The sequence below is a fragment of the Formosa sp. A9 genome, assembly GCF_051200825.1.
In the GTDB taxonomy this organism is placed as follows: Bacteria; Bacteroidota; Bacteroidia; order Flavobacteriales; family Flavobacteriaceae; genus Formosa.
Window position 1 is genome coordinate 3,035,959 of record NZ_CP195158.1, and the last position, 15,370, is coordinate 3,051,328.

Sequence of the window (15,370 nt, forward strand, 5' to 3'; positions counted from 1 at the left end):
TATGGGGAAATTATTTTTGAATTGTAAAGAAGCTACTCAGGTTTGCAATAAATCTCAATATGAAGAGTCTTCGTTTTTGGAGCGCTTTAAATTAAAACTACATACTATATTTTGTTCCTTTTGTAAAGAACACACCAAAAAAAACCATCAGCTTACCAATGCTATAAAACAATCTAACATTACCTGTTTAGACGCAAAAAGCAAACATGGCATGAGAGATAATGTAGAAAAAGAACTGCATAAAGTTTTAAAGCAACAATAAATCACACTAAACCTCTTTTCTCTGTTTTTAAAGCATTTTACAAAACCAACTCTAAGAACAGCCACAATATAGGGATGGCTTCAACCCAGAACGCTGTATAAATATCGCTCTGGTGTTTACGACTTCCGATAGTAAATCCTATTAAAACTAAAGAAACCAGTAATACAATTTTCACCTGTCGTAAATCTATTTCTGGTTTTATTAGTTCCACCAACACAAAAATCAACAGCAGAATAACACCTAAAATTTTGGTACGTTTTACACCTATCTTTTGTGGTATAGTCCCCAATTTTAAACTATCGTATTTTAAATCTCTCAGTTCAAAAGGTAACATTAAGGCCAAAATAAACACAAAGCGCTGTACTGTTGTTACTATTACCGTATTGTTTAAAGCGTAATTGTTGTTAATTAAAGGCAGCAGTACAGTAACCCCCGCCCACACCAAAGCAATAACATAAACCTTTAAGCCGCTAATACTTCTTAAATTGTTTTGTTTATCCAGAAAAAAGCGCTTCGGCAAAAACGGTATCGCATACATAAACGTTATAACACCAAAACCCGCAATAATCAATGCGGTATCGCGAGCCAATTGCGTGGCGTAATAACACATGAACACAAAGCAGAGAAGCGAAAAAACCTGAATAGCCCGTAACCAACTAGCTAATTGTCGTCTATGAAATTTTGCCAAGCCAAAATATTTAACAAAATTATAACCTGTAATAGCGGCGAAAAAATTAAAATTTAAAAGAATAGCATCGTAAGGCAAATGGAATTTAATAAGGGTGATCCACGACAGAGCAAACACCGATAAAGCCACGTGAACACTACTATTAAGGTAAAATTTAAAAAACTGTTTTAACCCGTACATCCCACAAAAATAAACAAAGTGATTTTAACAATTTAATGATATAAAATTCTTTGCAAAATCATACATAAATAACTTACTAAATTCCGTACTTTTGCGCCGCAAAACACAATTAAAGACTAATGAATACAAATGCGTTCTCACTGCGTCATATTGGTCCTAGAGAAGCGGACCAAAACCAAATGTTACAAACCATTGGTGTAGACAGTTTAGATCAACTCATTTATGAGACTTTACCAGACGGTATCCGCTTACAAAAACCGCTTAATTTAGAAGCGCCAATGAGTGAGCACGAGTATTTAACTCACATACACGAGCTTTCAAAACAAAATAAAATCTTTAAATCGTACATCGGTTTAGGATATTACCCTACTATTCTTCCTGCGGTTATCCAACGTAATATTCTAGAAAACCCAGGATGGTATACAGCTTACACCCCTTACCAAGCAGAAATCGCTCAAGGACGCTTAGAAGCCTTATTAAACTTCCAAACCATGATTACCGATTTAACAGGTATGGAAATTGCCAATGCTTCTTTACTAGACGAAAGTACTGCGGCGGCCGAAGCCATGAGCTTATTATTTGCTGTAAGAAGTCGTGACCAGAAAAAACAAGGGGTTAATAAATTTTTCGTTTCCGATGCTGTTTTACCGCAAACACTAGCGCTACTTCAAAGCCGTTCTAACCCAATAGGTATAGAATTAGTTATTGGCAATGAAAATGCTTTCGATTTTTCTTCGGAATTCTTTGGAGCTATTTTACAATATCCAGGAAAAGACGGATTAGTTAGCGACATTAAAACTTTTATAGAAAAAGCCAATGCAGCCGATATAAAAGTTGCTGTCGCTGCCGATATTTTAAGCTTGGTAAAATTAGAAGCGCCTGGTAAATTTGGTGCCGATGTAGTTGTAGGAACCACTCAACGCTTTGGAATCCCGATGGGTTACGGAGGTCCTCACGCTGCTTATTTTGCTACAAAAGAAACTTATAAGCGTGATATTCCTGGACGTATTATTGGAGTTACAAAAGACTTAAACGGTAATCGTGCGCTACGTATGGCCCTACAAACCCGCGAGCAGCACATTAAACGCGATAAAGCAACCTCTAACATTTGTACAGCACAAGTATTATTAGCAGTTATGGCTGGTATGTACGCCGTTTACCACGGCCCAAAAGGCTTAGAGTTTATTGCAAACACTGTTCATTTTAAAGCTTCAGCAGTATCAGAAGCCTTAAAAACACTAGGTTTTAAACAAAGTAACACAAACTTCTTCGACACTATAAAAGTTGAAGCCGATGCCGAAAAAGTTAAAACCTTAGCCGAACAAAAAGAAATCAATTTCTTTTACCCACATACCGATGCAGTAACCATCGCTATAAACGAAACTACGTCTGTATCAGACCTGAACGACATAATAGCCATTTTTGCTGAAGTCGCTCAAAAAGAAACCATTATTATTGATGCCTTAACAGAAGTTAATAACATTCAGGAGGACTTAAAACGTAACTCTGCATTTTTAACCGAAAGTGTATTTAACACATACCATTCGGAAACCGAATTGATGCGTTATATCAAAATGCTAGAGCGTAAAGATCTATCTTTAAATCACTCGATGATTTCTTTAGGATCTTGTACCATGAAATTAAATGCGGCTTCAGAAATGCTACCTTTAAGTTGGGCTAACTGGGGAAGCATCCACCCTTTTGCTCCAATAGAGCAAGCGCAAGGTTATCAAACCGTTTTAAAAGCATTAGAAGATCAATTAACAGAAATCACAGGTTTTGCTGCCACTTCGTTACAACCAAATTCTGGAGCACAAGGTGAGTACGCCGGATTAATGGTAATAAAAGCATATCACGAATCTCGTGACGATCATCATAGAAATATCTGTTTAATCCCTTCGTCTGCTCACGGTACCAATCCTGCAAGTGCAGTTATGGCAGGTATGAAAGTAGTCGTAACAAAATCTACTGCCGAGGGCAATATAGATGTCGACGATTTACGCGAAAAAGCAGAATTACATAAAGACAACCTATCGTGTTTGATGGTAACATACCCATCCACACACGGTGTTTACGAATCGGCAATTAAAGAAATCACAAAAATCATTCACGATAACGGTGGCCAAGTGTATATGGATGGCGCAAACATGAATGCCCAAGTTGGATTAACCAACCCGGGTAACATTGGTGCCGATGTGTGTCACTTAAACCTACACAAAACCTTTGCTATCCCACATGGTGGTGGTGGTCCAGGTGTAGGTCCTATATGTGTTGCCAAACAATTAGTGCCATTTTTACCAGGCAACCCTGTTATAAAAACAGGAGGCGAGCAGGCTATAAAAGCCATCTCTGCAGCTCCTTTTGGATCGTCTTTAGTATGTTTAATTTCTTATGGCTATATTAAAATGTTAGGCGCTCAAGGTTTACTAGACGCTACTAAAACAGCCATCTTAAACGCAAACTATATTAAAAGCCGTTTACAAGGGCAATTCGACACCTTGTACTCTGGCGAATGTGGTCGTGCTGCTCACGAAATGATTGTAGACTGTCGCCCATTTAAAGCCAATGGCATAGAAGTTACCGATATAGCCAAACGTTTAATGGATTACGGCTTCCACGCACCTACAGTTTCTTTCCCTGTAGCAGGAACTTTAATGATAGAACCAACAGAAAGTGAAAGCAAACAAGAAATGGATCGTTTTTGCGATGCAATGATTGCCATTAAAAAGGAAATAGATAACGCCTCTAAAGATGAGACTAACAATGTTTTAAAAAATGCACCTCATACTTTAGACATGTTAACGTCTAGCACATGGGACTTCCCTTACTCTAGAGAGACTGCAGCTTTTCCATTAGACTATGTAAAAGACAATAAATTCTGGCCATCGGTTAGACGTGTAGACGATGCCTATGGCGACAGAAATTTAATCTGTACGTGTGCTCCTATAGAAGACTATATAGAAGCTTAAAACGATTTTGAACATCGTAAAATAACAACTTTTTAAATTGCCTTTAGTGTAATTGTTGCTATCTTATTAGCAGTAAACAAACTCACTAAAGGCAATTTTCATTTTATGAACATAAAAATAACAGGCACAGGAAGTTACATCCCTTCAGAAATTATAAAAAATGAAGGTTTCGAGCATCATACTTTTTTAAATGATGATGGCAGCAATTTTAAAAATGACAATACTGTCATAATTGAAAAATTTAAATCGATTACTGGCATTTCTGAACGTCGTTATGTGAAACCAGAAATTAACTCATCAGACATCGGGTTCTTTGCCGCCGAAAAAGCCATCAACAATGCTGGCATCGATCCTGAAACCTTAGACTATATTATTTTCGCACACAACTTTGGCGATGTTAAAAAAGGATCTATACAAAGCGATGTCCTTCCGGGGTTAGCCGCGCGTGTGAAACATCTACTACGTATTAAAAATCCAAAATGTGTCGCTTACGATATTTTGTTTGGATGTCCTGGTTGGATTGAAGGCGTTATTCAAGCGCAAGCCTTTATAAAAGCAGGTATGGCCAAACGTTGCCTAGTGATTGGATCGGAAACCCTATCTCGTGTTATCGATAATCATGATCGCGATGCCATGATTTTCTCGGATGGTGCTGGCGCAGCCATTATTGAAACCACAACAGAAAATGGTGGTATTTTAGCGCATGCCACAGAAACTTACACCTACGAGGAAGCATTCTATTTGTATTACGGAAAAACCAATAATAAAACAATTGACTCTGACACCCATTATATAAAAATGGATGGTCGTAAAATTTACGAATTTGCACTTAAACATGTGCCATCTGCAATGCAATCGTGTTTAGAACAAAGTGGCGCCGACATAAAAGATGTAAAAAAAATATTCTTACATCAAGCTAACGAAAAGATGGATGAAGCCATTTTAAAACGTTTTTACCGTTTATACCGCACCGAAATTCCAGAACACATCATGCCAATGAGTATTAACACCCTCGGCAACAGTTCGGTAGCCACAGTACCTACGCTTTTTGATATGGTTCGCCACAACAAATTAAAAAACCATACCCTTAACCTGGGTGATGTTGTTATATTTGCAAGCGTTGGTGCTGGCATGCACATAAACGCCATAGTTTATAGGTATTAACTTATCTTTTCAAAGCAAAATGTGATGTATAATGTTGATTATTCAATCCATCAAAATACATTATAAGGTACCAATAATCATTTGAAGGCATATCAACTCCTCTATAAGTTCCATCCCATTTATCATTTTCAGGAGTTAAAGTTTTCAATAATTTTCCATACCTATCAAAAATATATAAGGTATAAACACAATTATTTGATATAACTTCTAAATTCCAAAAATCATTATAACCGTCATTGTTAGGCGTAAAAAACTTTTTTGTTTTAAAGCATAACGTATTTTCATTAATACAATTCAAATCAACTTGACCTAAATCATCCGAACAACCTGTACCAACTTCTTCCACCGTGATACTCCCATAAAGTCCCGATGGTAACCCTGTCAAAACTATCTCCCCATTTGAATCTGAAAATATCGTCACCGATTGGCTTGTGCCATCATTGTAGCTAACGGTATACTCCATGTTTACTGATAATCCGCCAATGGCTATAACACCGTCATTGGAACTACAATCTGTAGGATTGATTGATGTTATAGTCGCCTCTAAATCTGGGGACAAAAGCTCTACTTGGCCTAAATCATCCGAACAACCTGTACCAACTTCTTCCACCGTGATACTCCCATAAAGTCCCGATGGTAACCCTGTCAAAACTATCTCCCCATTTGAATCTGAAAATATCGTCACCGATTGGCTTGTGCCATCATTGTAGCTAACGGTATACTCCATGTTTACTGATAATCCGCCAATGGCTATAACACCGTCATTGGAACTACAATCTGTAGGATTGATTGATGTTATAGTCGCCTCTAAATCTGGGGACAAAAGCTCTACTTGGCCTAAATCATCCGAACAACCTGTACCAACTTCTTCCACCGTGATACTCCCATAAAGTCCCGATGGTAACCCTGTCAAAACTATCTCCCCATTTGAATCTGAAAATATCGTCACCGATTGGCTTGTGCCATCATTGTAGCTAACGGTATACTCCATGTTTACTGATAATCCGCCAATGGCTATAACACCGTCATTGGAACTACAATCTGTAGGATTGATTGATGTTATAGTCGCCTCTAAATCTGGGGACAAAAGCTCTACTTGGCCTAAATCATCCGAACAATCTGCACCGACTTCTTCCACCGTGATACTCCCATAAAGTCCCGATGGCAACCCTGTCAAAACTATCTCCCCATTTGAATCTGAAAATATCGTCACCGATTGGCTTGTGCCATCATTGTAGCTAACAGTATACTCCATGTTTACTGATAATCCGCCAATGGCTATAACACCGTCATTGGAACTACAATCTGTAGGATTGATTGATGTTATAGTCGCCTCTAAATCTGGGGACAAAAGCTCTACTTGGCCTAAATCATCCGAACAATCTGCACCGACTTCTTCCACCGTGATACTCCCATAAAGTCCCGATGGTAACCCTGTCAAAACTATCTCCCCATTTGAATCTGAAAATATCGTCACCGATTGGCTTGTGCCATCATTGTAGCTAACAGTATACTCCATGTTTACTGATAATCCGCCAATGGCTATAACACCGTCATTGGAACTACAATCTGTAGGATTGATTGATGTTATAGTCGCCTCTAAATCTGGGGACAAAAGCTCTACTTGGCCTAAATCATCCGAACAATCTGCACCGACTTCTTCCACCGTGATACTCCCATAAAGTCCCGATGGTAACCCTGTCAAAACTATCTCCCCATTTGAATCTGAAAATATCGTCACCGATTGGCTTGTGCCATCATTGTAGCTAACAGTATACTCCATGTTTACTGATAATCCGCCAATGGCTATAACACCGTCATTGGAACTACAATCTGTAGGATTGATTGATGTTATAGTCGCCTCTAAATCTGGGGACAAAAGCTCTACTTGGCCTAAATCATCCGAACAATCTGCACCGACTTCTTCCACCGTGATACTCCCATAAAGTCCCGATGGTAACCCTGTCAAAACTATCTCCCCATTTGAATCTGAAAATATCGTCACCGATTGGCTTGTGCCATCATTGTAGCTAACGGTATACTCCATGTTTACTGATAATCCGCCAATGGCTATAACACCGTCATTGGAACTACAATCTGTAGGATTGATTGATGTTATAGTCGCCTCTAAATCTGGGGACAAAAGCTCTACTTGGCCTAAATCACTCGAACAACCTGTATTATTATCAATTATCATAATTGCATCATAAACACCTTCAGGCAATCCGATTATTTCAATTACTCCTGAATCATCAGATTGCAAATTATGTGTTACTGTTTCTCCTAAATAATCATAAGTAATTGTATAATTCGTATTGAATTCTAAATTTGATATTACAATACTACCATCATTTAATCCACATTCAGTTAAATTGGTAAAGGCAATTGAGCTTATTAAAGTTGATGAAAGCAATTCAGCAATATTTTCATCTGTGAGTGCTCGGTCCCAATATCTAAAATCATCAATGGCTCCTTTAAAATAATTTGCAGGAACACCTAATGTCCTATCATGCCTTCCTATACACCCTGGCAAATCTGAATATTGTAACTCTCCACCCGAACCTGAATAACTGCCTCCATTTTCAATACAATCAAAATAAATTCTCATATCGTTTGCGGAATTAACTATTACAATTATTTGATGCCAATTATTAACATCAATAGCAGAATTAGTTACATATGATCTTCTTGTTGAAGAAACATAACTATATGAACCATCACCATAATTAACGGCGTAGTTACCAGTTGATGCTTGTGAGTTAAAAAAAACCCCTGTATTTCTATCTTCCTCAAAAGAAGTATTAAACACTTCTCTGTCTTCTGAAGAATTACTATCATATCTAATCCAAAATGAAAAAGAAACAGGTAAATCAGGTTTCAACTCTTGTATATTAGGAAAATTCACATAATCATTAATTCCATCAAAATAAATTGCAGAATCAGAATTACCAAATCTGTCATTAATAAAAGTTCCTCCAAAATTGTCACCATGATTTCCATTCGAACTTGAATCATTTGTATCTCCATTAAAACGATAATAAAGCAATAAATTATCAGTTAAGCTTTGAGAAAACATGCTAGAACATACTAAAAAGAAAATTATATTTATGATCCTCATTTATATATTTTTGTATTATGCAATAGTAAAAACAACTACTTATTTTGTTTAAATTACTAACCAATTATTTTAAGAATGTATTTATCTTTGTAAAATACTAAAACAAGTATGGATTTAATTTATAGGATTATTTATCACCCAAAAATAAATTTTCTTTTTAGAAACATTAATTATTTCTTGAAAGATTTATTTTTAAATAAAATCAAAATACCTCCCTCTGGAATAATAAACATAAAAACAGATTCTGGGTATCTAAAAATGGCTACGAATCAAACTAGTTATTTAACTCAATTATTATTTTGGAATGGATACAAGGAATTTGAGTATTCAGACATTTTTGAAAAAATATCTAAAAACATTGATATCTTTTTAGATATTGGTTCAAATATAGGCTACTATTCTATATTAGCTTCAAAATCAAATCCAAAAATCAAAGCTTATGCCTTTGAACCTGCAATTGGCCCAAAATATTATTTGAAGAAGAATATCGAATTAAATCACTTTCAAAACAACATCAAACTTCTTGATTTTGCAATATCAAATTCAACTGGAGAAATAGATTTTTATGAAGTTCAAAATAAGAAATATAAATACCTAAAACACAATCTAGCAGGTGAAGGCAATGCAGGCACAAAAACAAAATCCAGGAACTTTGTGTTGAACAAAGTAAAATCTACAACCCTAAGTAATTTTATTAAATGTAACGACCTAAAAAAGATTGATTTAATTAAAATTGACACAGAAGGAACAGAAACTATTATTTTAAATTCTGGATTAAGTGAGATAAAAAAATTCGAGCCAATTGTTATTTGCGAAACCTTGTTCAACACAATTGAAAATGAATTGGAAGACATTTTCAATCAATTAAATTACGTGTTTTATAACCATACACCTAAAGGACTAATAAGAGTAAAAACAATTAAAAGAGAGGTTGATGATGGAATTAGGAATTGTTTTTTTATCCCAAAATCGAAAATTCATTTAATTTCAGAATTTGTCGTTTATTGAATTTTTACATCGTCATTCCCGCACACAACGAAGCCGATTCGATAGCTCTAACTTTAGAATCTTTAGCGAGCCAAACCTTAGTCCCCAAACAATTGGTGGTCGTTAACGATCATTCCACAGACGACACTCAGGCGATAGTCGAATCATTCATAAAAAAACATCCATGGATTTCCATTGTAAATAATCATTCTTCAGATGAACATTTACCAGGTTCTAAAATCATCAATGCATTCAACAAGGGTTTACAAACTTTAAACGAAGATTACGATGTAATATGTAAATTTGATGCCGATTTAATTTTCCCGAAAAATTACCTAGAACAGCTCGCACAACATTTTTCTGCCAATCCGCGCTTAGGTATGGCCGCTGGATTTTGTTATATTGAAAAGGATAACAATTGGATTTTAGAAGATTTAACTAATAAAGACCACATTCGTGGCGCTTTAAAAGCTTACAGAAAGCAGTGTTTTAAAGATATCGGACAATTAAAACCTGCTATGGGTTGGGATACGGTAGACGAGCTGTTGGCTAAGTTTTATAATTGGGAGCTACTTACCGACGAATCCCTGCATGTAAAACACCTTAAACCAACAGGGGCGAGTTACAATAAAAGCTCCAAATACATGCAAGGCGAAGCTATGTACAAAATGCGCTACGGACTGACCATAACCGCCATTTCGGCTTTAAAACTCGCTGTAAAAAAGAAAAACCTCAGCCTTTTTAACGATTATATGGCTGGGTATTTTAAAGCCAAAAAAGAAAACCTCATACCTTTAGTAACCACAGAACAAGGCGCATTTATTAGAAAACTGCGTTGGGATGGCATGTTGAAAAAGTTTGGATTTTGAGACTTATTTGGGTTAAGGATAATAATTTGATAGTAATAACAACTTCATCTGTTATATAAATAATGTGACTCTGAATTGAATTCAGAGTGACGAATCTCAAACTAAAAACAATGTAAAAATTACCTACGTCATGCTGAACGTGTTTCAGCATCACACAAAAAGCTAATAAATTTTTCTATAATGAGAGTCTGCAACGAATCCCGATTGAAGACAACTCTAAAGAAAAAACACCTCAACATTATCTACTGAGGTGTTTTCTATTTTATCGTAAGACTCTGAAACAAGTTCAGAGTGACGTTATTACTTTAAACTCGCCAAACTCGCTTTTAAAGTTTCTATTTTTGCCAAAGCATCGGCTTCTTTTTTCTTTTCGGAAGCAACAACCGCTTCGGGAGCATTATTTACAAAACGTTCGTTGGATAATTTCTTTTGAACGGAATTCAAGAAACCTTCAACGTATTTCAATTCTTCCGACAATTTTGCTAGTTCCGCTTCCACATCGATTGCGCCTGCCATCGGGATAAAATATTCGTTGGCTTTTACTCTAAACGTCATCGCACCTTCAACTGGCTTTGTAACATAATCTATCGCTTCCAAATTACCTAACTTAGCGATTACCTCATCAAAATCGGCATTCACATTTTCATTATTAATCACTGAAAATCCTATTGAATCCTTAAAGGCAATATTTTTCTCTTTACGCACGGTCCTGATTCCTGAAATGACTTCAGAAGCAAAATCGAATTTCGCAATGATACTTTTATCTACTGTTTTAATCTTTGGCCAAGCAGCAACAATTAAGGCTTCTTCTGGCGTTCTTTCTGAAATGTATTGCCAGATCTCCTCGGTTAAGAACGGCATAAACGGATGCAAGATTTTTAAATTATCTTCAAAACAACTGATAACACTTTTAAAAGTTTTCGCATCGATTGGTTGCTGATATGCTGGTTTTACTATCTCTAATAACCAACCACAAAAATCGTCGTAAATCAACTTATAAATCGCCATTAAAGCATCGCTTAAACGGTATTTACTAAAATGATCTTCGATCTCTACAAGTGCTTCCTGGAATTTCGCTTCGTACCATTCTAAAGCAATTTTACTAGATTCTGGCTGCGGAATCGCATCGCTTACTTCCCATAAATTGGTTAAGTTAAACGCGTTCCAAATTTTATTCCCGAACCCTTTCCCTTGCTGACAAAGGGCTTCATCGAACATCAAATCGTTACCTGCCGCACTACTCAACAACAAACCAACACGCACGCCATCGGCACTGTAATCGTCAATTAATTTTAAAGCATCTGGCGAATTCCCTAAGGATTTACTCATTTTACGGCGTTGCTTATCGCGTACCAAACCAGTTAAATACACATTACTGAATGGCTTTTCGTCTTTATACTCGTATCCAGCAATAATCATACGGGCTACCCAGAAAAACAAAATATCGGGACCTGTTACCAGATCGTTAGTAGGGTAATAATATTTAATGTCGTCGTTTTCGGGATTACGAATACCATCGAACACGCTCATTGGCCATAACCAAGACGAGAACCAAGTGTCTAAAGCGTCGGTTTCTTGGCGTAAGTTATTAGTTGTTAGTTGTTGGTTGTTCGTTTTTTGTTTTGCTAAAACTAAGGCTTCTTCAATATTCTCAGCTACAACGAAATCTTCTTTACCATCACCATAGTAAAATGCAGGAATTTGTTGTCCCCATAACAACTGGCGAGAGATATTCCAATCGCGGATGTTTTCCATCCAATGGCGATAGGTGTTTTCGAACTTTTTAGGGAATAATTTAATATCGGCATCGTCACCTAAAACTGCTTCGATTGCTGGTTTAACTAATTCTTCCATTTTTAAGAACCACTGGTCGCTTAAGCGCGGCTCGATAATCGCTTTGGTACGTTCGGAAATCCCTACACGGTTATTATAATCTTCAACTTTTGCAATTAAACCTAAGCTTTCAAGCTCTTTTACGATGGCTTTTCTAACCTCGAAACGATCTTGCCCTTCGTAATGTAAACCGTAACTGTTTAAGGTTGCATCGTCATTAAAAATATCGATGACTTCTAAATTATGCTTATCCCCTAACACCTTATCATTTTCGTCGTGAGCTGGCGTTACTTTTAAGCAACCAGTACCAAATTCAATATCCACATATTCATCTTCAATAATTGGAATCACGCGGTTACAAATTGGCACAATGGCTTTTTTGCCTTTTAGGTTGAAATGACGCTCGTCTGTAGGGTTAATACAAATCGCCGAATCGCCTAAAATGGTTTCTGGACGTGTGGTTGCAATAGTTAAAACATCATCACTTCCTTCAATTTTATAATTGATATGATATAATTTTCCTTGCTTATCTACGTACTCAACTTCTTCATCAGATAAAGTGGTTTTGGCCTCGGGATCCCAATTTACCATACGGTAACCGCGATAAATAAGTCCTTTTTTATAAAGGTCTACAAACACTTTTATCACGGCTTCAGACATGTCGTCGTCCATGGTGAATTTTGTGCGATCCCAATCGCACGAACAACCTAGTTTTTTAAGTTGCTCTAATATTACACCACCATATTCGTGGGTCCAATCCCAGGCGTGTTTTAAAAACTCATCGCGAGACAAATCGTTTTTATCGATGCCTTGTTCCTTTAACTTCGCTACAACTTTGGCTTCGGTAGCAATTGATGCGTGATCTGTACCTGGCACCCAACACGCGTTTTTACCTAACAATCTGGCTCGACGAATTAACACATCTTGAATGGTATTATTAAGCATGTGCCCCATATGCAACACTCCTGTTACGTTTGGCGGCGGAATAACTATGGTATAAGGTTCTCTGTCGTCTGGTGTAGAATGAAAATAATTATGTTTCATCCAGTAATCGTACCACTTACTTTCTGCTTGTTTAGCATCGTATTGCGATGGAATATTAGGCTGCATAGGAAAAAATCTTTTGTAACTATTTAATTTTGCTGACTTCTATTCTTTTTATTTTGAAGCCATTTGCCCTAAAAACCTCTACTTTGGAATAGTTTTTGAGCATGAAATGCAAAAGTACTTATATTTCTATTGCTGTGAAATTATATTGAAGATTTATACGACCTAAAGGCATAAACTTTAAATCAGGTATCGTGCAATTCATCTAATAATTTTGCATAATGGCTAAAAAGTAATTACGTTTACACTAAATTTAAAATAAAGAAAAATGAAACAGCTTATAACTATTTTATTTATTGGATTATTAAGTTTCTCTATCCAAGCCCAAGACAAAGTAGCAAAAATCAAGTTTAAATCTGAAACTATCGATTATGGTACTATCGAAAAAGGAGCAAATGGTGTTCGTGTATTTGAGTTTACAAATACAGGAGATGCACCTTTAATCGTGTCTAAAGTAACCTCTAGCTGTGGCTGTACTGTACCTAAAAAACCTGAAGAACCAATTATGCCTGGAAAAACAGGGCAAATTGAAGTAAAATACGATACAAACCGTGTGATGCCTATTAGAAAAACCATTACCGTAATTTCTAACGCAGACACACCAACTGTAGCTTTAAAAATTAAAGGTGAAGTAATCGACCCAAGCAAAGCCGAGGTTATCGAGAAAAAAGGTAAAAGTGTGGTAGAACAACACTAAAAAACACCCTACTTAAAATAATAAAAACCGCTCTTGAGTATTTCTCAAGGGCGGTTTTGTTTTAAAGGTGTTTCTAACTGAAATTTAAAATAATGCTCGTAACCATTGCGGTCTATTTTCATTTTTATGGTTTCGCCTTCATCGCCGTAAAACAGATGTATTATTTCTTGTAATTTATAATTTACAGCCTTCCTATTGTTTACAGCTAGCACCACATCGCCTTCCAACAATCCTGCCCGTTTAGCAGGAGAATCGTCTCGTAACTCTACAATTACAAAAGCTGGTTTTAGTAAGTGCTTGTAATCGGCATTAACATTTAAATCTATTTTAATATTATTTCCCGAATCGTTTCTTGAAAAATTAAAAACGGGTTCGTTTACTAAAACAACACCATGTTGCTCTAAAATAATACCGCTTTTATTATAACTAAAAAGTTTTCTAAAATGTCGGTTTTTTTTAAGTGTTAGCCTTGCCCTACTGTAGTCTACTACAACATTAAACCGCATTAAGACATTTCCAGAAAGACTGCCATTGCGCTCTTTATTCATTTTTGCTAAAGCGATATCGACAGAATCTGGATAAGCTACATTTACCCGATCTAAAACAATGTTCTTTAATTTTAAAGCTTCAATTTTAGAACGTTTACCATGTACGGTACCACTTAAACCGTGACCTAAAAAATCAACAAAATAATGAGAGTCGCTATGCAAGCCTAAGGTTTTATCTTCGAACAACCAAAGCGCATCGCTTCCTCCAGAATCGATTAACAATTTTACAGGAATATAAACCTCATCAATTTTCACCTTAGCATTTATATAGGGCTTATTATTATAAAATTCCAAATTTAAAGTTTCGCATTTGTCGCAAGTTTTATAAGTATAATACTGCGGATGATGCAATTTTAGGTACTTCGCACTGTAATTTATTTCGACCACAAAATCTTTAAACAGATCGTACCCAATAATACCGTGAATAGGCACACCCAACTGCGGCGTAAAATTTAAACTGGCATCGTGAATGGCATACATATCTTGATTTAATGCAACAGCATCGCCAATTTTAAAAATGTTATTTTTAGATTTTAAAGCTTCAAAAGCATCGCCTTCGCCCAGGCCTCTTAAAAAATATGCTTCGGTATTATTAATTTGAAGGGTATCGGTTTCGTTTAAAAAGCCAAAAACTATAGGTTTAGCAACACCTGTATCTAACAAAAAAGAAAGTTCTACTCCATTTATCTCTACAGGAATCACTATTAAATTATTAATTAATTCGAATTTAATTTTATCTGATCTTTTATTGTTTTCTAGCTTAAAATTGTATTGGGCATGCACAAAACACACCGAATACAAAAACAACCATATTATAAAACAAAAAGATTTCATTGTAATGCCTATTAAAAAAAACAACTATAAGCCTTAATACAGCACTGGTAATTTACTGAAACAAAAAGACTTGTTTAAGAATTCGCAAAATTCAGTAACATTAATTTACAACAA

10 protein-coding genes are annotated in these 15,370 nt (G+C 36.0%); 6 read left to right on the forward strand and 4 right to left on the reverse strand.

The window, feature by feature from the left end; translation table 11 throughout:
• Position 1: 1 nt before the first annotated feature.
• Complete coding sequence (locus tag ACR9EA_RS13335) at positions 2-262, forward strand: glycine dehydrogenase (protein ID WP_435133986.1); 261 nt, start codon at positions 2-4, stop codon at positions 260-262.
• A gap of 37 nt (positions 263-299) precedes the next feature.
• Here the strand turns inward: ACR9EA_RS13335 and ACR9EA_RS13340 are convergent, their stop codons facing one another.
• Positions 300-950: a hypothetical protein gene (locus ACR9EA_RS13340; protein ID WP_435133989.1), complete on the reverse strand. Its 651-nt coding sequence runs from the start codon at positions 948-950 to the stop codon at positions 300-302.
• Between the two features lie 299 nt (positions 951-1,249).
• On the opposite strand from ACR9EA_RS13340, the gene gcvP reads away from it, so the two are divergent.
• Complete coding sequence (gene gcvP / locus ACR9EA_RS13345) at positions 1,250-4,099, forward strand: aminomethyl-transferring glycine dehydrogenase (RefSeq protein WP_435133992.1); 2,850 nt, start codon at positions 1,250-1,252, stop codon at positions 4,097-4,099.
• 105 nt (positions 4,100-4,204) lie between these two features.
• Positions 4,205-5,263 carry a 3-oxoacyl-ACP synthase III family protein gene (locus ACR9EA_RS13350; RefSeq protein ID WP_435133995.1) on the forward strand — a complete coding sequence of 353 codons (1,059 nt, stop codon included), beginning with the start codon at positions 4,205-4,207 and terminating at the stop codon, positions 5,261-5,263.
• A gap of 1 nt (position 5,264) precedes the next feature.
• Here the strand turns inward: ACR9EA_RS13350 and ACR9EA_RS13355 are convergent, their stop codons facing one another.
• Positions 5,265-8,309 carry a T9SS type B sorting domain-containing protein gene (locus ACR9EA_RS13355; protein ID WP_435133998.1) on the reverse strand — a complete coding sequence of 1,015 codons (3,045 nt, stop codon included), beginning with the start codon at positions 8,307-8,309 and terminating at the stop codon, positions 5,265-5,267.
• 180 nt (positions 8,310-8,489) lie between these two features.
• Here ACR9EA_RS13355 and ACR9EA_RS13360 point away from each other — a divergent pair, with 180 nt between their 5' ends.
• The gene (locus ACR9EA_RS13360; RefSeq protein WP_435134001.1) at positions 8,490-9,389 is read left to right on the forward strand and encodes an FkbM family methyltransferase; all 900 of its coding nucleotides are present in this window, start codon (positions 8,490-8,492) and stop codon (positions 9,387-9,389) included.
• Positions 9,386-10,237 carry a glycosyltransferase family 2 protein gene (locus ACR9EA_RS13365; protein ID WP_435134004.1) on the forward strand — a complete coding sequence of 284 codons (852 nt, stop codon included), beginning with the start codon at positions 9,386-9,388 and terminating at the stop codon, positions 10,235-10,237. The genes ACR9EA_RS13360 and ACR9EA_RS13365 overlap by 4 nt, the downstream gene beginning before the upstream one ends.
• Positions 10,238-10,537: 300 nt before the next feature.
• Here the strand turns inward: ACR9EA_RS13365 and ACR9EA_RS13370 are convergent, their stop codons facing one another.
• Positions 10,538-13,180: a valine--tRNA ligase gene (locus tag ACR9EA_RS13370; protein WP_435134006.1), complete on the reverse strand. Its 2,643-nt coding sequence runs from the start codon at positions 13,178-13,180 to the stop codon at positions 10,538-10,540.
• A 265-nt stretch (positions 13,181-13,445) separates the two neighbouring features.
• On the opposite strand from ACR9EA_RS13370, the gene ACR9EA_RS13375 reads away from it, so the two are divergent.
• Positions 13,446-13,874 (forward strand): DUF1573 domain-containing protein, encoded by a 429-nt coding sequence (locus tag ACR9EA_RS13375; protein WP_435134009.1) that lies wholly within the window; start codon positions 13,446-13,448, stop codon positions 13,872-13,874.
• A 44-nt stretch (positions 13,875-13,918) separates the two neighbouring features.
• Here the strand turns inward: ACR9EA_RS13375 and ACR9EA_RS13380 are convergent, their stop codons facing one another.
• Positions 13,919-15,256, reverse strand: a complete 1,338-nt coding sequence (locus ACR9EA_RS13380; protein WP_435134011.1) for an aspartyl protease family protein — start codon at positions 15,254-15,256, stop codon at positions 13,919-13,921.
• Positions 15,257-15,370 lie beyond the last annotated feature (114 nt).

Coding starts and splice junctions, on each gene's coding strand:
- ACR9EA_RS13370 (WP_435134006.1), bottom strand. CDS start 13,180: ATGCAGCCTAATATTCCATCGCAATACGATGCTAAACAAGCAGAAAGT.
- ACR9EA_RS13350 (WP_435133995.1), top strand. CDS start 4,205: ATGAACATAAAAATAACAGGCACAGGAAGTTACATCCCTTCAGAAATT.
- gcvP (WP_435133992.1), top strand. CDS start 1,250: ATGAATACAAATGCGTTCTCACTGCGTCATATTGGTCCTAGAGAAGCG.
- ACR9EA_RS13360 (WP_435134001.1), top strand. CDS start 8,490: ATGGATTTAATTTATAGGATTATTTATCACCCAAAAATAAATTTTCTT.
- ACR9EA_RS13380 (WP_435134011.1), bottom strand. CDS start 15,256: ATGAAATCTTTTTGTTTTATAATATGGTTGTTTTTGTATTCGGTGTGT.
- ACR9EA_RS13375 (WP_435134009.1), top strand. CDS start 13,446: ATGAAACAGCTTATAACTATTTTATTTATTGGATTATTAAGTTTCTCT.
- ACR9EA_RS13335 (WP_435133986.1), top strand. CDS start 2: ATGGGGAAATTATTTTTGAATTGTAAAGAAGCTACTCAGGTTTGCAAT.